Consider the following 18,859-nt stretch of genomic DNA (forward strand, 5'->3'; position numbering starts at 1 on the left):
AGAATTGACTGGCAAAAAACAATCAAAAAATCATTCCCTGTACCAGCCAAAAAATGCGGCACAAGAAAATCCATCACACACTATCGAGTTCTCAAAGAACACACACCCACCAACACCACCCCACCAAAAAATGGAGCGAACTTCAGTGAACATCTGTTGCGCCACCCGAATCCGGGCAACTGCTCCAGCCTAGCACCGCTGTTTCCGGTCTGCAACCCCGGGGCTGATCTTGCGATCGTCTCCGGCGTGGAAGTCCGGGCCGTGCTGGCCGGGCCCCGATTAAGTTACGCACATGCGAACGCAACGTCAAATCGGCTGGTCAGAGGCCTGAAAGGAGTACTCTGTCAAGCATGTTGCGTGCGTCGTCGCCCGGTGTCCGGTTGTCCGTTTCGCGTAGTGCCGCCGGCCTGGCCTGTGTGGGTCTGCTGGTAGCCGGCTGCGGGGACACTCCGCGGTCCGCGGACGACCCGGCGACGAACACCGCGTCGGCCGAGGACGTCGCCGGTGTGTTCGCGTCGTCGTACAACGATTCCGGGATGACCGCGGCGGTGCAGCGCAGCTTCTGCTCCGATGTGGTGGGCCGCTACGTCAATCGTGCGTCGCTGGCCGACGGCAGCGCGGATCGGGGCAGCGTCGCCCTCGGTGCCGTGACCGTGGACGGCCATGCGGGTACCGCCGAGCTCACCTACTCCCCCAGTCAGCAGCCTCCCCGCCGCTACCACCTCGACCTGCGGAAAGACGCGTCTCAGGGATGGTGCGTCAGCAGTCTGGCACCTGACGCCGGGAACTGAGGCACTCACCAGCGACCCCGCCCTCGACCCCTGCAGAGAAATGACACAGTGACTAAATGTGGGCGCAGTCACCGACCTGTCGGTGGTCCACCGGTATGCGTGATCACCAGTAAATCGTGCGGTACCGGACACTGCCGGCGACGCGGCCGACCAGGTTTCCGCTGATCCAGAGCCATGCTCCCAGCCTGCGGCGCGACCACGACCAGGGCCAGACCGGTGCGGTGGCGGCACTGACCGTGGCGTGGACCGGAAACCACCACCACTGCCGGCCCGGAGCCCCGTACTGCTTGGCAACCCGGGCCTCTTCCCGGGCGTAGACCAGCGCCTGCTCCCAGGTCTCGGCCAGGCCGGTCCGGAATCGGTAGGCGACCATCGCCTCGGGCGCGTAGCCGAATCGGTAGCCGGCGGTCTGGATCCGCCAGCAGAACTCCACGTCGCCGGCAGCCGTCGGATAGCTCTCGTCCCAGCCGCCGACGTCGTCGAAGACGCTGCGGTGCACGGCGAGGTTGCAACCGAAGGTGATCGGCAGGAACCGGCCCATGACGAACGCCTCCTCGGGCGCCGGCAGCTCGCGCCAGGCCGCGACCACCGGTTCGTTGAGGCTGTCGCGTTCGAGCGGGCCGCCGACGATGTCGGCCCTGGCACCGGCCTCCACCATCGCCCGCAGCCAGCCGGGATGGACGGCATCGTCCTGGTCGCAGTAGACGATGAAGTCGTGGACGGCGGCCCGGGTGCCGACGTTGCGGGCATGAGAGGTGCCGGGCACACCGGACGCATCCACCCGCCGCAGACCGAGACGTTCGCGGTGAGGGTGCCGGTCCAGGTGGTCGGCGAGGTCGGCGCTGCCCTCGTTGTCGCTGACCACCACCTCGAACGGGCCGTCGAAGTCCTGGGCGGCGAGCGCCTCGAGCTGAACGTCCAGTCCGGGCAGCCCCCGGTAGTAGGCGATCACCACGGAGGCGGTCACGGCAGCGCCTCCAGCAGTTCGGCGATGCTCACCCCGGTGCCGGCGGCCACCGAGTGCAGGATCTGCTGCAGTCCGGCGACCACCCGCCCGGCCTGCGCCGGGGAGAGCTCCACCGTCGGATAGACCAGCGTTCCGTGCAGGCCTGCGGGTTCACCGTCCCGACGCTGATCGAGCACCGCGATCTCGAGTTCGTGTTTGGCGACGGTGTTGGCGATCGGCTCGCGCCGCACCGTGAGCCCGCCGAGGTCGATCTCGTCGTCGGCGCCTGCCCCGACGGCGGACTGCTGGACGATCAGGGTGGCGGGGAAGAACGGCCCGCCGGCCGGTTCGGCCGGATCGGCGCTCAGCCCGAACGCCGCGAGCAGGTCCGGCCCGGAGACGTCCGGGTGGGCGAGTCCGCCGAGCAGCTGCTCGTTGACCTGCGCCACCAGCTCCCCGAAGCTCCGCTCGCCGGTCACGTCGAGCAGCATGGGAATGTCCTCGGCGAAGTTGCCGACCACCTCGTCGAGGTGGATGTGCGGACGGTTGGCGTTGGCCGTGCCCACCCGGACCCGGCTCGAGCCGTTGCGGGCGGCGAGCACGACCGCGAAGGCCGCCTGCAGCACCGGGAACAGGCCGGTCGATGCCCCACCGGCCACCGATTCGAGCCGTCGGTGCAGCTGGGCGTCGAGGTCGAAAGCGACTGTGGCCCCGGCTGAATCCCAGGCCGGGCGGCCGGCCGGTGCCGAGCGTTCCGGGCGGCCGAGCGTGCGCTGCCAGTAGTCGAGCTGGCGGCGGCCCTCGTCGGTGGGTGCCTCCGGTGGGCCGAGTACCTCGTGGCGCCAGCTGCTGTAGTCGGTGAACCGGATCGGCTGCGCGGCGAGCGCCGGCTCGCGTCCGTGCAGCCGGGCGGCGAGTGCGGCGAGCAGGTCTCGCAGCAGCACCGGCATGGAGGCGCCGTCGGCGCTGAGGTGGTGCACCACCACGACCAGCACCGTGGTCTGCGGATCGAGCGCGAGCAGCCGGACCCGGAGCGGACCGTCGTCGGCCAGGTCCAGTGCCTGCCAGGCGATTGCACCGATGACCTCACCGAGCCGTGCCTCCCCGACCGGCTGTGGCTGCAGCGATCCGGAGATCCGCGCGGCGGCGGTCCCGGCCGGGTCGACGTGCAGCTGCGGACCGTGCGGGCCGCGCCGGTACCGGGTGCGCAGTGCGGGGTGCGCTGCCAGCACGTCGGCGAGGGTGGCGGCCAGCACCTCCGGGTTGAGGTCGCCGCGCAGCCGCAGCGCGACCGGCACATTCCAGTCGGCGCTGCGCCCTGCCTCCACCGCCGCCCAGATGCGCCGCTGGGCGGGCGCCAGGGGCGCCGGGCCGGCCTTTTCACGGCGCACCAGCCGCGGCCCGGAGCTGGGCCCGTCGTCGCTCGCCTCGATGGCGGCGGCCAGGCCCGCGAGGTCGGCGGTGTCGAAGATCAGCCGGACTGGGACCGGGCGGTGCAGTTCGGCCTCGAGGCGGGCGCTGAGCCGGGTGGCCGAGAGCGAGTTGCCGCCGAGGTCGAAGAAGCCGTCGGCCAGTCCGGCCCGGTCGGCGCCGGTCACCTCGGCGACGATGCCGGTGACGGTGCGCTCGAGCGGGGTGCGCGGCGGGATGTGGCGGCGTTCACGCCGGGCGGGCTCGGGCAGCCGGGAGCGGTCGATCTTGCCGTTGGCGTTGTGCGGCAAGGCGTCGACGATCTGCAGTTCGGGCCGCAGGTAGCCGGGCAGTCGGGTGGCCAGCGCGGCCGCGATCGTATCCGGGTCGGGATCGGGGCCGGTGAGGAAGGCCACCAGCCGGTCGCCGAAGGCGGCGACGGCCGCGTCGGTGACGCCCTCGCTCCGGCGCAGCACCGCCTCGATCTCGCCGGGTTCGACGCGGAAACCGCGGACCTTGAGCTGGTCGTCGGTCCGGCCCAGGTAGGTGAGCACGCCGTCCCGGCTGCGGCGCACCAGATCCCCTGTGCGGTACAGCCGGGCGCCGCGCCGGTAGGGATCGGCGACGAAGGCGGCCGCCGTGCGAGCCGGATCGGCGTGATAGCCGCGGGCGAGCTGGATGCCCCCGAGGTGGAGCTCGCCGGGGACGCCGTCGGGCACCGGCCGGAGCCGCTCGTCGAGCACGCGGACGGTGACCGAGGTCTGTGGCAGGCCGATCGGGATGCGGTGCGGCACCGGGGCTTCGACGCGATGGTCGGTGACGCTGACGGCGGTCTCGGTGGGGCCGTACAGGTTGTGCAGCCGGGCCGGGCCACCGTTGCGCGTCAGGCGGTGGGCCAGGCTCACCGGCAGTTCCTCGCCGATGCAGAGCAGGGCCCGGAGCCCGTCGGGCAGGTCGCCGGCGTCGAGCAGCATGGTCAGCGCCGACGGCACGGTGGGCAGCACAGTGATGTGCTGTTCGGACAGGGTGCGCAGCAGCCCGGGGCCGTCGCGTTCGAGGCCGGGAGCGGCGAGCACCACGCGGGCCCCGGTCTGCAGCGCCCACCAGTACTCCCACACCGACAGGTCGAAACCGGCCGAGGTGCGCACCAGCACGGCGTCGTCGGCGGTGAGCGCGAAGCGTTCCTGCATCCAGCGGAGCTGTTCGCCGACCGCCTCGTTCGGCACGCTGACGCCCTTGGGCAGCCCGGTGGATCCGGAGGTGAAGAGCACGTAGGCCGGGTGCTGGGGCCGGGCCCGGCCGAGGAAGTCGGCGGCGTCGTCGCCGGTGGCGGGAGGCCGCACCGGGATGTCACCCGTTGCCAGGGTCGCGGCCGGCTGCGCCGAGGCGAGGATCGCCTCGGCCCGCTCGCCGGCGGTGAGATCGACCGGCACGTAGGCGGCGCCGACGGTGGCGATCGCATAGAGCGCCACCAGCTGGGCCAGCGAGCGTGGCGTGGTGACCGCGATGCGGTCCTCCGGGCCCAATCCGCGTCGTTCGAGGGTGCGGGCCAGCGCCAGCACGGTCTGCGCGAACTCGCGGTAGGTCAGGCTCTGCTCGCCGTCGACCACCGCCACCGCATCCGGGGTGCGCCGGGCCTGCCGGTGGAATTCGTCGGCCAGACCGCCGCGGACCAGTGCCGGTGAGGGCGCGGTGACGGTGAGCCTGCGATAGTCGTCGGAGTCGAGCAGCGGCAGGTCGCCGACGGGACACTCGGGCCGTTCGACCAGGGCGCGCAGCACCCGCAGGTACTGGGCGCTCAACGCTTCGGCTGTGGACCGGTCGAAGAGTTCGGTGGCGTAGTCGAGCCGTCCGGTGAGCCCGGCTCCCGGCTCGCCCTCGGCGAGGGTCAGGTGCAGGTCGAATTCGGCGACGGTCGTCTCGTCGTCGACGATCCGGGCGTCGAGACCGGGCAGCGCGGCGGTGAGCGGTCCGAGGTTCTGGAAGGAGAAGGCCACCTGGAACACGGGGTGCGCGCCGGTGCCGCGCGGCACGTCCAGGTCTTCGACGATGCGGTCGAAGGGCACGGCGGCGTCGGCGAATGCGGACAGCGCCGCCTCGCGGGCGACGGCCAGCGCCCGGCTCCCGGAATCGGACGGTGCGATGCGCGTGCGCAGAGCCAGCATGTTGACGAACATGCCGACCACTTCGTGCAGACCGGCCTCGTCGCGGCCGGCGATCGGGGTGCCGATCACCACGTCGCGGTTGTCGCCGATGCGTCCGAGCAGCACCGCGAGCGCGGTGTGCGCCAGCATGAACGGGGTGCCGCCATGCCGGGCCGCCGTCTCCTGCAGGGCGCCGTGCAGGCCGGGATCGACGGTGAACTCCACCCGGTCGCCGATGGCGCTGGGCTGCGGCGGGCGTGGCCGGTCGGTGGGCAGGTCGACCAGCGGCGGTGCCCCGTCGAGCGCCCTCAGCCGGCGGCGCAGCTGCGCGCCGCCCTCCCGGTCGAGCACGGCGCGCTGCCAGAGCGCGAAGTCGGTGTAGCCGACGGCGGGCGCGGTGAACTCGGGGGCCCGGCCGGAGGTGCGCGCGGCGTAGGCCTGCGCCAGGTCGCGGGCGAGGATCGTCATCGACAGACCGTCGGCGCAGATGTGGTGCAGGACCAGCGCGAAGAGGTGATCGTGGCCGTCCGGGTCCACCCAGAGCGCGGCCCGCACGGGCGGTGCGGTGGTGACGTCGAAGCCGCGGTGCAGCACGGCCTGCACGGCCGGATCGGACGGTGCGACACGCACGGCGTGTACGGCGAGTCCCGGTGCGGCCTGTTCGGCGGTGAGCACCAGCTGGTGCGGCCCGTCCGCGGTGTCCGGGTAGACGGTGCGCAAAACCTCGTGCCGGACGGTGAGATCGTGCAGCGCGGCGCTGAAGGCGTCCACGTCGAGGGTCCCGCGCAGCCGGAGCAGCACCGGGATGTTCTCGGTGAGGGCCGAACTGTCGAGACGGTTGAGGAACCACATGCGCCGCTGCACCGGCGACAGCGGAATGTGCTCCGGATGCGGCAGCGATCCGAGGACCGGTCCGCCGGATGCGGCCGAATCGTCCAGGGCGGCAGCGAGTCCGGCGATCGTCGGCGTCTCGAACAGCTGCCGGACAGTCAGCTCCCGGCCGGATTCGGCGCGGATCCGGGCGACGGCGCGGGTGGCGCTCAGCGAATGTCCGCCGGCGGCGAAGAAGTCGTCGTCCACGCCGACCCGGTCCAGGCCCAGGATCTCGGCGAAGATTCCGGCGATCAGCGTCTCGGATCCGCTGGCCGGTGCCCGGTAACCCGCGCGCTGCACCTGCGGCTCGGGCAGGGCCCGCAGATCCACCTTGCCGGAGACGGTGAGCGGCAGCGCGTCGACGACCATGATCGCCGACGGCACGGCGTAGGCGGGCAGTTCGGCACGCAGCGAGGCCTGGATCTGAGCCGGGGTGGTCGGCTCGTCGGCGGTCACATAGCCTGCCAGGACCGTCGTCCCGTCCGCTGCTGTGCGTCCGGTGACGGCGGCGGCGGTGATGCCCGGCAACGCGCGCAGCGCCGCCTCCACCTCTCCGGTCTCGATGCGGTGTCCGCGGATCTTGATCTGGTGATCGACGCGGCCCAGGTGCACCAGGTGCACAGCCCCGTCGGCGGCGGCGACCGCGCGGACCAGGTCCCCGGTGCGGTAGCAGCGGCTGCCGGGCGGTCCGTGCGGGTCGGCGACGAAGGCCCCGGCGGTCAGATCCGGTCGCCCGTGATAGCCGCGGGCCAGGCCCGGACCCGACAGGTACAGCTCGCCGGGTACGCCGGGCGGGCATTCGAGCAGGTGCTCGTCGAGGACGCGGGCGGTGACCCCGGTGATCGCGGTGCCGATGGGCAGCGCGGCGGCCGGGCCGTCGTCGGTGAGGGGGCCGGCGAGCGTGCCCATCACGGTGGCCTCGGTGGGTCCGTAGGCGTTGAAGAAGCGGGCGCCGTGGGCGATCCAGTCGGCGGCGACCGCCGGTGGGCAGGCGTCGCCGCCGACGATGACGGTGCCCGGCAGGTCCGGGTCGCCGGCGGTGAGGGTGCCGAGGACGGCCGGGGTGAGGAAGGCGTGCGTGACCGCTTCGGCGGCAAGCACTTCGGCGAGCTCGGTTCCACCGTAGAGCTGCGGGCAGGCGATCACCGTGGTGGCGCCGGCGTCGGCGGCCAGCAGCAGTTCGAGCAGCGCCGCATCGAAGCTGGGTGAGGCGAAGTGCAGCACCCGGCTGGTGCCGGTGACGCGGTAGCGGCGCTGTTCTGCGGCGAACGCGGCCAGGCCGCGGTGGGTCACGGTGACCGCCTTGGGCCGACCGGTGGAGCCGGAGGTGTAGATCAGATACGCGGTCTGATCCGGCCGGGCCGGGAGGGTTCGTTCGGCGTCGTGCACGGCGCCGTCGGGCAGGGCGGCGAGCTGCGCGGTCACCGCGGGGTCGTCGAGCACGATCGCCCCGCCGGCGAGGTCGGCGGGCAGATCGGTGAGGCCGCCGCGTTCGGCGTCGACGGTGAGGATCAGCGCCGCACCGGAGTCGCGGGCCATGAAGGTCCGGCGCTGCGCGGGGTGGGCCGGATCGATCGGGACGAAGGCTGCGCCGGTGGCGGCGACGGCCCGCATGGCGATGACCGACCAGCTCGAGCGCGGCAGGCACAGGGCCACCACCGAGCCGGGGCCGATTCCGGCGGCGATGAGCAGCCGGGCCAGTTGCGCCGAGCGGGCGGCGAAGGTGGTCTCGTCGAGTCCGGACAGTCGCCAGCCGGGGGTGTCGAGGATGTCGGCGAGCAGCCGGACCGGCGGCGCCGCGGGTCCGGTCAGTCCGGACAGTTCCCGGCGTTCGGCAGGCAGCAGCAGGTCCAGGCCGGCCACCGCACGCTCCGGGCCGGCCGCGGCCTGCTCGAGTACCCGCTGCCAGCGGTCGAGCAGCCGGGCGGCGGTCTGCGGCCGGTAGATCTCGCCGCGGTGCGCCGCGGTCAGCTCCAGGCCGCCGTCGGCGGTGGCGGTGACGGCGAATTCGAGGTCGAAGCGGGCGGCCGGCACGTCCACCGGCAGGGCTGCGGGGTGGGCGGCCTGGTCGTCGACGGTGAGGCTGACGTGGATCAGCGGATGGTCGGCGAGCTCACCGACGTCGAGGTCCCCGTGGTCGAGGGCGTCGAGGATGCAGGTCGTGGACTCGTCGACGGCGGCGGCGAAGCTCTGGCCGGGCCGGACCCGGGTGCGCAGCGGGGCCATGGTGACGAACATGCCGACGAGGTCGGCGACGGCGGGGTCGGTGCGGCCGGCCAGCGGTGTGCCGATGATCAGGTCGGTGCCGGAGCCGTTGCGGCTCAGCGTGATCGCGAGCGCGGCGTGCAGGACGGCGAACAGCGTGGAACGGGTGCGGCCGGTCAGTGCGGTGATCGGCGCGGACTGGGCGGCGGTCAGCGTGCGCCGGTACACCCGCGCCTGCGGGCGGTCCGGATCGGCGTCGGGCCGGGGTGCGGACCGGAATCCGGGCTGCTGCGGCGCACCGGCGAGCACCGTGTGCCAGTACTGCCGGGCGCGGGCTCCGGGCGAATCGGGGTCGGCGGGATCGCCGAGCCGGGCGGCGCGGGCCAGCACGTGGTCGGCGTACTGCAGCGGGAGCGGCGCCCAGTCCGGCTCCTCCTCCGCGGCCCGGGCCCGGTAGGCGCGCTGGACGTCGGCGGCCAGCACGGGCAGCGACCAGCCGTCGGCGGCGATGTGGTGCACGGCCAGCACCAGCACCGTGTGGTCGCCGTCGTCCTGGACCAGGATGCGCAGCGGCAGCTCGGCGGTCAGGTCCACCGTCAGCGACAGTGCGGCGGCGGCCGCGTCGGGGTGTTCGGAGACCAGTGCGGCCGGGTCGGTCCGCTCGGCGGGCAGGATGTCTTGGCGCGGTCCGTCGACGCCTTCCGGGTAGCGCGTGCGCAGCACCTCGTGCCGGGTCAGGACGTCGCCGACGGCGGCGGTCAGGACGGCGACGTCGACGCGGCCGGGCAGCCGGACCGGGGCCAGGATCCACTGTGCGACCGAGTCCGGAGACTTGCGGTTGGCCAGCCACAGCGGCAGTTGGGCCGGCGCGAGCGGCAGGACGCCGGGCCGGGGCGGCAGCGTCGCCGGCCCCGCCTGGTCGTCGCCGGTGACGCTTTCGCCGGTGTGGTCGTCCCCGGTCTCGTCGAGGCGGGCGGCCAGTGCCTCGGCGGTGCGTCCGTCGAAGACCGCCCGCACGGGCACCCGGGTTCCGGTGGCGGCGGCGATACCGGCCACCAGCCGGGTGGCGATGAGGGAGTTGCCGCCCACCTCGAAGAAGTCGTCGTCGACGCCGACCGTGTCGCCGAGGATCTCCCGGATCAGGGTCAGCACGAGTTCTTCGTTCGGGGTGCGCGCGGCCCGCCCGGTGCCCCCGGCCGCGGGTGCCGGCGGTGCGGTCAGCGCCGTGCGGTCCACCTTGCCGTTCGCGGTGACCGGCAGCCGGTCGGTCAGGACGATCTGGGCGGGCACCATGTGCTCGGGCAGACGCCGGGCCAGGGCCGCGCGCAGCACCGCGGGCAGGTCGGCGGCGACGCCGTCCGGTCCCACCGCCGCGTAGCCGATGAGCCGGGGCCCCGTGCGCGGGTCGTCGTGGTGGATCACCGCGGCGGCGTGCACCTGCGGCTGCTGAGCCAGGACGGCCTCGATCTCACCGAGTTCGACGCGCTGCCCGCGGATCTTGATCTGGAAGTCGCTGCGCCCCAGGTATTCCAGCTCCGGCTCGGCGGTGTTCCCGCGCTGCCAGCGCACCAGATCGCCGGTGCGGTAGAGGCGTTCACCGGCGGCGAAGGGTGAGGCGATGAAGCGGCCGGCGGTCAGATCCGGGCGGCCGTGGTAGCCGCGGGCCAGCTGCCGGCCACCGAGATAGAGCTCGCCGGTGACGCCCGGGGGCACCGGTGTGAGCCGGTGGTCGAGGACGTAGACGGTGCTGCACGGGACCGGCCGGCCGATGGAGATCGTTCCGGTGGCCGCACTGCCGGTGGTCACCTGGACGGCGGTGACGTCGACCGCGGCCTCGGTGGGGCCGTACAGGTTGTGCAGGTGCGCACGGGTACCGGCGAGCAGAGCGGCGGCGGTGCCGGCGCTGAGCGCCTCCCCGCTGGTGAAGACCAGACGCAGGGAGGCCAGCCGCCCCGGCTCGATGCCGGCGGCCAGGAAGGCGTCGAGCATGGCGGGCACGAAGTGGATGACGCTGACCTGTTCGGCGTCGATGAGGTCGGCGAGTTCGAGCGGATCGCGGTGGGCGCCGGGCGGGGCGATCACCAGCCGGGCGCCGACGGCCAACGGCCAGAACAGTTCCCACACGGAGACGTCGAAGGTGATCGGCGTCTTCTGCAGCACCACGTCGGTGGCGGTGAGCGGGGTGCGTTCGGACATCCATTCCAGGCGCTGCACGATGGCCCGGTGGCTGACGCTGACCGCTTTGGGCACACCGGTGGATCCGGAGGTGAACAGGATGTAGGCGGGGTGGTCCGGCCGCAGCGGGGTCCGGCGGTCCCGGTCGGTCACCGGATGTCCGGGCCGGTCCGGGTGGAGCTCCGCGGCGGGCACGACCTGTGCCCGGCGCCCGGGCGGGAGTGCTTCGCGGCCGGCGTCGTCGGCGATGACGGCGACCGGGTCGACGGTCTCGAGCATGGCCTCGATGCGGGCGGCCGGCTGCGTCCGGTCGATCGGCACGTAGGCGGCGCCCGCGGCCACCGCTGCGTGGACGGCGACGAGCATGTCGGTGGAGCGGTCGACGGCGATCGCCACCGCGGTCTCCGGTCCGGCGCCGGCGGCGATCAGGGCCCGGGCGGTGCGGGCGACCCGGGCGGTGAACTCCGCGTCGCGGCGCGGGGCCGCGGCCAGCAGTTCCGGCAGGGTGTCCGCGGACGGCGGCGGGCCGATCGCGTCGGCGCCGCTGAATCGGCCGGTGAGGGTGTGGAGTTCGGCGGGGTCGAGCAGGGCGAGCCGGTCGACCCGCTGCTCGGGCCGGGCCGCGATGGCGGTGAGCAGGCGCTCGAAGCGGGCGGCGAAGCCCTCGACGGTGGCCCGGTCGAAGAGTGCGGTGGCGTAGGTCCAGCGGATCCGCATCGGCCCGTCGGCGCCGGCCGCGTCGAGCGGCACGTCCACGGTCACGTGCAGGTCGAAGCGGGCGACGGGCAGGTCGATCTCCACCGGCGCGGCGGTGAGCGGGCCGAGTTCGACGGTGCTCGGCGGCGGGTCGCCGAAGGCCAGCATGGTCTGGAAGATCGGGTGGTGCCCGCCGGCGCGGTCGGCTTCGAACTCGTCGGCGATCGCGTCGAAGGGGTATTCGGCGTTGGCCTGGGCGGCCAGGTCGGCGGCGGCGACGGCGTCGACCAGTTCGGCCACGGTCGCGTCCGGGTCGATGCGGGTGCGCAGGACGGCGGTTTCGACGAACATGCCGACCACGTCGTCGAGCAACCGGGAGGCCCGGCCGGAGACCGGGGTGCCGATCACCACATCGGTGAGGCCGGTGAGCCGCGACAGCAGCAGTGCCAGACCGGTGTGCACCACGTGGAAGAGCGAGGCGCCGTGGGTGCGGCCGAGTGCCTGCAGGGCGGCGGCCACCTCCCCGTCGAGCACGCGGTGCACGGTGTCGCCGGCGTGCCCGGCGTCCGGCGCGCGCCGCCGGTCGGTGGGCAGCGGCAGCGGGCCGGGCAGGCCGGCCAGGGTGGTCCGCCAGAACGCCCGCTGGCCGGTCAGTTCGGGGAGCAGCCGCTGCTGCCAGAGCGCGAAGTCGGCGTACTGGAGTTGCGGGGGCTGCGCCTGACCGGTCCCGGCGTAGCCGGCCAGCAGGTCGCGCAGCAGCAGCCGGGCCGACCAGCCGTCGGCGGCGATGTGGTGCACCACCACGACGACGGTGTGCCGGTCCGGCCCGTCCTCGATCACCGCGACGCGCAGCGGCAGCCCGGTGCCGAGCGCGAAGCCGCGTCCGGCGAATCCGGCGACGGTGCCGCGCCCGGAGAAGTCCAGTTCGATCAGCTCGAGCGCCTCGTCGACGGAGTGGATGTGCTGCTGCGGCACCCCGAGCCGGTCCGGATAGCTGGTGCGGAGCACCTCGTGCCGTTGGAGCAGTGCCCGGACGGATCCGCGCAGCGCGGCCAGGTCGAGGGGGCCGGTCACGTCAAGCGCGAACGGCAGGTTGTAGAGCGCCGATCCGGGGTCGATCCTCTCGAGCAGCCACATCCGCTGCTGCGCCCGGCTCAGCGGGATCACCGTCGGCCGGTCGGCGGCGGTCAGCGCCGGTCGGCCGAGGTTCTTCGCAGTTTCCAGGCGGCGGGCCAGGTCGGCCACCCGGGGAGCCTCGAAGATCTCCCGGACGGGCACGTCGACGCCGAGTTCGTCGCCGATCCGGGCGGCCAGCCGGGCGGCGAGCAGCGAGTTGCCGCCGAGGGCGAAGAAGTCGTCGTCGACGCCGATCCGGTCCACCCCGCCGGCGTGGTCGGTGCCGAGCAGGTCGCCGAGCAGTCCCACCAGCACCCGTTCGATCCGGCTGCGGGCGGGAACGTAGCGGCGGGACGGCAGCGGTGCCGCCGGCAGCGCGGTGCGGTCGACCTTGCCGTGGAGGCCGCGCGGCAGTTCGGTGAGCACCAGGCCGGCGACCGGAACCATGTAGCCGGGCAGTGCTGTCCGGGCGGTGTCGAGGACGGCGGTCACGTCGAGGGGGCCGTCGCCGGCGGACGACGACGCCGGCACCAGGTAGGCGATCAGATTGTCGTCGGCGGCGGTGACGGCGGCCGCCCCCACCCGCGGGTCAGCGGCCAGCACCGCCTCGATCTCGCCGAGTTCGATGCGCTGGCCGCGGATCTTGACCTGGAAGTCGTTGCGGCCGAGGAACTCCAGGGCGCCGTCGGGCCGGAGCCGGGCCAGGTCGCCGGTGCGATACAGCCGGCTGCCGCCGCCGGCCGGGTCGGCGACGAAGCGTGTCGCGGTCAGGTCGGGCCGCCGGTGATAGGCGGTGGCCAGCTGGACACCGCCCAGGTAGAGCTCGCCCACGCTGCCCAGCGGCACCGGATGCAGCCGGGCGTCGAGCACCAGGGTGTGCGAGTCGTCCACCGGCACACCGATCGGCACCCCGGCGGCCGCGCCGTCGTCGGGCCGCCATTCGTGGGCGGTTATGCCCACGGCGGCCTCGGTGGGTCCGTAGAGGTTGTGCACCCGGGCGGCGAGCTGTTCGGTGGCGCGCGCGGCCAGGGCCGGGGTCAGCGCCTCGCCGATGCACAGCGCCCAGCGCAGCCGGTGCGGCTCGAGCCCGGTGTCGGCGGCCGCGTCGAGCTGGGCGTCGAGCAGGGACGGCACGAAGTGGGCGGCCACTGCGCCGGCCCGGCGCAGCAGTCCGGCCAGGTAGCGGGGGTCGCGGTGGCCGTCGGCCTCGGCGAGCACCAGGCGGGCACCGGAGATCAACGGCCAGAACAGTTCCCACACCGACAGGTCGAAGGTGAGCGGGGTCTTCAGGACGGTGCTCTCCCCCGGTTCGAGCGGGTAGGCGGCGGCCTTCCACTGCAGTTGGGCGGCGATCGCGCGGTGCGAGACGGCCACACCCTTGGGGGTTCCGGTGGATCCGGAGGTGTAGATCACGTAGGCGGTGTTCTCTGCGGACAGCGGTGCGGTCTCGGCGAATGCCGCCGGCTCCGCCCCGGCCGGGCCGGGTGCGGTCACATCGAGGACCGGCAGGCCGGCGGCGCCGACCGCAGCCGGGGTGGGACCGGCCACCAATACCAGTGCGGCACCCGACGATTCGAGGACCAGTGCGGTGCGCTGGGCAGGGGCGGCCGGGTCGACGGGCACATAGGCACCGCCGGCCAGCAGCACGGCCAGCACGGCGTCGATCAGTTCCACCGAACGCGGGATGGCCACAGCGACCGGCACTTCCGGTCCCACTCCCCGGTCTCGAAGGCGCTGCGCCAGCTGCCGGGCCCTACCGAACAGGTCCCGGTAGCTGTGGTCGGGTCCGTGGTCGGCGGCCAGCGCCGGACGGTCCGGATGGGCTGCGGCGGCAGCGGTGAGCAGTCCGGTGAGGGTGGCCGGGGCACGATCGCTCGCCGTCCCGGACAGGATCGCACCGTCCGTGCCGGCGGCGAGGCCGCCGACCGGCGAGGCCGGCTGATCCAGCGCGGCGGTGAGCAGACTGGTCCACAGGTCGTGCCAGCGTTCGACGGTGCCGTGGTCGAAGAGGTCGGCGTCGTAGTCCCACTGCACGGTGAGCTCGTCCCCGGCCTCGGTGAGGGTCAGGTGCAGGTCGGACTTGGCCACTCCGAGCGAGGTGTGCAGGACGGTGGCCTCGAGTCCGTCCAGGCCGAGCCGGGACGGCGGCAGGTTCTGGTACGAGAAGCCCACCTGGAAGAGCGGGTGGTAGGCGGCGCTGCGGCGCGGGGCGAGCAGGTCGACGAGCCGGTCGAAGGGGACGTCGGCGTTCTCCAGGTCGCGCAGATCGTTCTCGCGGACCGCGGCCAGCAGGTCCCCGAACGGCCGGGCCGGATCGACGTCGGTGCGCAGCACCACGGTGCCGACGAACATGCCCACCAGCGCGGCCAGTCCGGGATGCCCGCGGCCGGCCACCGGGGTGCCGACCGCGATGTCGGTGGCGCCGGTGATCCGCGACAGCAGCAGGGCCAGACTCGCGTGGCTGAGCATGAACGGGGTGGCACCGGATTCTGCGGCCGCGGCGCGCATCCGATGCACGAGGGCGCCGGGCAGCACCGCGTGCAGTTCGCCGCCGCGGGAGCCGGCCACCGCGGGCCGGGTCCGGTCGGTGGGCAGGGCCAGCAGCTCCGGCAGCCCGGTGAGGCGTTCGCGCCAGTAGGCCAGCTGCCCGGACAGCACCGAGTCGGCGTCGGTCTCGGCGCCCATGACCTGGCGGTGCCAGAGCGTGTAGTCGCGGTAGCTCACCGGTAGCGGCGCCCAGTCGGGGGCGCGGCCGGCCCGGCGGGCGGCGTACGCCGTCGCCAGGTCGTTCGCCATCGGCGCGGTGGACGAGCCGTCGGCGGCGATGTGGTGGACCACGCACACCAGCACGTGCTCGTCGGGAGCCAGACGCAGCAGGGTGACGGCGAGCGGGACGGCGGAGGCGACGTCGAAGGAGACGGCGGCCAGCTCGGTGAGGCGCTGCTCGAGCCGGCCGGGCGCACAGTCCTCGACGCGGTAGTCGACGGCGGCGAGCGCATCGTCGACGTCGAGGACCTGCTGCACGGGGCCGTCGGGGCCCTCCGGGTAGACGGTGCGCAGCGTCTCCTGCCGGGTGATCAGGTCGCGCAGGGCGGTCTGGAGGGCGGGGACGTCGAGCGGTCCGCGCAGCCGCAGCGCCAGCGGAATGTTGAACAGGGCCGAGCGTTCGTCGAACTGATTGATGATCCACATCCGGCGCTGCTGCGGGGACACCGGCACAGGGGTATCCGGTGCACCGGAATCGGGGTCGCCGGAGTCCCGGGCGGCCAGCACCGGCAGGCGGCGCCGGCCGGCGTCACCGAGCCTGGCGGCCAGAGCCGAGACGGTGGGAGTCTCGAAGATCCAGCGCACCGGGACATCGGCGCCGACGGCCTCCCCGAGGGCCGCGGTCATCGCCGTCGCCGACAGCGAATCGCCGCCGAGCGAGAAGAAGTCGTCGTCGCGTCCCACGCGCTGCACGCCGGTGGCTGCGGCGAAGGCCCCGGCCACCGCCTCTTCGGCGGCGGAGGCGGGCCGGCGGTAGGGCGCGGTCTGCACGGCCGGTTCCGGAAGCGCGGCCCGGTCGAGTTTGCCCGACGAGGTCAGCGGCACCGTCTCGAGCCGGACGAAGGCGGTGGGCACCTCGTGCGCGGGCAGCACCGCCACCAGCGCCTGACGCAGGGTCTCCGCGTCGGCGGTGCCGGTGTAGTAGCCGACCAGGGCGGTGGAACCGCCTGCGGTGCGGCGCGGCTCGGCGGCTGCGAACTCCACTCCGTCGACGGCGGCCATCGCCGAGTCGATCTCACCGAGTTCGATGCGGAAGCCGCGGATCTTGACCTGGTGGTCGGCCCGGCCGCGGTACTCCAGCCGGCCGTCGATACCCCAGCGCACCAGGTCTCCGGTGCGGTACAGGCGCGCGCCGGGCGGGCCGAACGGGTCGGCGACGAAGCGGTCGGCGGTGAGCGCGGACCGGCGGTGGTAGGCCAGGGCCAGCCCGGGGCCGCCGAGGTACAGCTCGCCGGTGGCGCCGGTGGGCATCGGCCGCAGCCGGTGGTCGAGGATGACCGCGGTGGCACCGCAGACGGGTGCGCCGATCGTGACCGGCCCGGTCGGGCTGAGCGGTCCGGCCAGGGTGGCCATCACCGTGGCCTCGGTGGGGCCGTAGGCGTTGAACATGCGCCGCCCGCCGGCCCACCGGGCGACCAGTTCCCTCGGGCACGCCTCGCCGCCGACGATCACGGTGTGCAGGCCGTCGAGTCCGTCCGGGGAGATCGACGCCAGCGCCGCCGGGGTGAGGAAGGCGTGGGTGATCTGCTCGGCGCGCAGGATGTGCGCGAGTTCGGCGCCGCCGTAGACGGTGGTCGGCACCACCACCAGGGTGGCGCCGGCGCCCAGCGCCAGCAGCAGCTCGAGGATCGAGGCGTCGAAGCTCGGCGAGGCGAAGTGCAGGGTGCGCGAGCCGGGGCCGGCACCGTAGGTGCGGTTCTGTTCGCGGACGAAGGAGGCCAGGCCGCGGTGCCCGACGAGGACGCCCTTGGGCCGGCCGGTCGAGCCGGAGGTGTAGATGAGGTAGGCCGGATCGTCGACGGTCAGCGGCCGGATCCGGTCCGCGTCGGTCACCGGACGGGAGTCGGCGGCGGCGAATGCGGCGCGCAGGGCGGGTTCGTCGAGGTTCAGCCAGGGCAGCACTGCGGCGGCGGCCGGCAGGTCGCGGCCGGTCGCGGCGGTGATGCCCAGGAGGGCGCGGCTGTCGTCGAGCAGGTACTCGATCCGCTCGTCGGGCAGGGCGGGGTCGATCGGCACGAAGGCGCCGCCGGCGGCAAGCACCGCCAGTTCGCTGATCGCACAGGCGGTTCCGCGCGGCAGCACCACCGCGACGATCCGGCCGGGACCCACTCCCCGCTCGATGAGCAGTCGGGCGAGCCGGTTGACCCGGTGCCAGAGTTCGTCGTACCGCAGGTCGGTCTCGTCGGCCACCAGCGCCACCGCCTCCGGGTGGGCCGCGGCCACCGAGGCCAGCAGGGTGGGCAGCGGTAGCGGCTCGGCGGCCTCGGGGCCGCGGGCCGGCACCCGCCGGAGCCGGTCGCCGTAGGGCAGCACCCGCAGGTCAGCGACCCGGGTCTGCGGGTCGGCGCGCACCAGTGCGGCCAGCACGCCGAGGAAGCGCCGGTGGTGGGAGTGCAGGACTTCGGCCGAGTAGGCCGCCGAATTGGCCTCGAGGTCGATGCGCAGCCGGCCGCTGCCGGTGTAGACGGTGAAGGCCAGGTCGTCGACGGGCCCGGTGCTCAGGATCTTGCTCTCGCCGACGGCGTCGCCGAGGACGGTCTGACGGCGGAACAGCATCATGTTGACCACCGGGCCGAAGAAGCCGCGTCCCCCGGGCCGGCGGCCGCTGCTGCGCAGCATGTCCTCGAAGCGGAAGCGCTGGTGCCGCAGTGCGCCGCTGAGTTCGGTGGTGATCTGCGCGGCCAGCTCGGCGACGGTCGGCTGCCCGGCCAGGCCGGCCCGGACCGGCAGCACATTGGAGACCATGCCGCCGGAGCGGCGCAGCAGCGCGTTGGTGCGGGCGGTCACCGGCAGGCTGAGCACCACGTCGTCGGTGCCGGTCATCCGGGAGACGTAGAGGGCGGCGGCGGCGCTCACCGCGGCGGCGACGGTGACCCCGGTGGCGGCGCAGAAGGCGTCGACGTCGTCCTGCAGGCACCGGTCGAGCAGACCGCCGGCGGTGCGGGTGCGGCCGATGGTGCCGACGGGGTCGGTCAGTGTGAGCGGTTCGGGCAGGTCCGGCAGCCGCTCGGCCCAGTGGGCGCGGTCGCGTTCGAAGCGGGTCGAGGCGCGGTACGCCTCGTCGTCGCGGTGCAGTTCCACCGGTCCCCCGGATCGGGCCGGCGGCACCGGTTGACCGGCGGCCAGGGCGGTGTAGACCTGCGCCATCCGGTCGGTGTAGGTGGCGGCGCCGTAGCCGTCCATCAGGATGTGGTGGACCCGCGAGTACCAGAACCAGCGGTCGTCGGCGATGCGCAGGGTGACCGATTCGATGAGCCGGTCGGTGAACAGATCCAGCGGCCGCAGGAAGTCGGCGTCCATCCAGGCCAGGGCGTCGGCCTCCGGGTCTCGCCGGTCCCGGAAGTCGTGGTGTTCCATCCGGTCGTTGGCGGTGTCGTCGAGCACCTGCACCGGCGGCTCGGCGGGGTCGTCGGCGGCTTCGAAACGCACCATGGTGCTGCCGAATTCGTGGGAGACGCGGCGCCCGGCCTCCGAGAGCAGGCCGGTGTCGAGCGGGCCGCGCAGATCCACGTAGTGGGCGATGGCCAGCGGAGTCTGCGGGGAGAGTTGCTGGGCGAACCAGATACTGCGCTGCGCGGCAGACAGCGGCACCACCGTGGGACCGGTCGCGCTGCCGTCGCGTGATCGCGATGCGGCGGGCGCGTGCAGGTGATCCAGCGTCACGGAGCAGTCCAGTTCAGTCGATCGGAATGAGCTTAGGCTAAGCTAATTACTCACGAGACTTTACCTCACGGCCG

Annotated in this window: 4 protein-coding genes; 2 read left to right on the forward strand and 2 right to left on the reverse strand. The window is 73.6% G+C overall.

All coding sequences use genetic code 11. The features are described 5' to 3' along the window. Together ACJMNC_RS16420 and ACJMNC_RS16425 are read left to right on the forward strand one after the other, a co-directional pair. On the forward strand, positions 1-193 hold a 193-nt coding region (locus ACJMNC_RS16420; protein ID WP_408949034.1), incomplete at its 5' end, for a hypothetical protein. A gap of 157 nt (positions 194-350) precedes the next feature. Then, positions 351-791, forward strand: coding sequence for a hypothetical protein (locus tag ACJMNC_RS16425; protein WP_408949035.1), 441 nt, complete (start codon positions 351-353; stop codon positions 789-791). A gap of 103 nt (positions 792-894) precedes the next feature. Here ACJMNC_RS16425 and ACJMNC_RS16430 read toward each other — a convergent pair whose 3' ends face one another. Both ACJMNC_RS16430 and ACJMNC_RS16435 read right to left on the reverse strand, forming a co-directional pair. Further along, a complete protein-coding gene (locus tag ACJMNC_RS16430; RefSeq protein ID WP_408949036.1) occupies positions 895-1,758 on the reverse strand; it encodes a glycosyltransferase family 2 protein in 864 nt (287 codons plus the stop codon). After that, entirely contained in the window at positions 1,755-18,785 is a 17,031-nt protein-coding gene (locus ACJMNC_RS16435) for an amino acid adenylation domain-containing protein (RefSeq protein WP_408949037.1), read from the reverse strand. Before ACJMNC_RS16435 ends, ACJMNC_RS16430 begins: the two co-directional genes overlap by 4 nt. Positions 18,786-18,859 lie beyond the last annotated feature (74 nt).

Origin of the sequence: Gordonia sp. VNK21 (assembly GCF_046098115.1) — a bacterium.
Lineage (GTDB): Bacteria > Actinomycetota > Actinomycetes > Mycobacteriales > Mycobacteriaceae > Gordonia.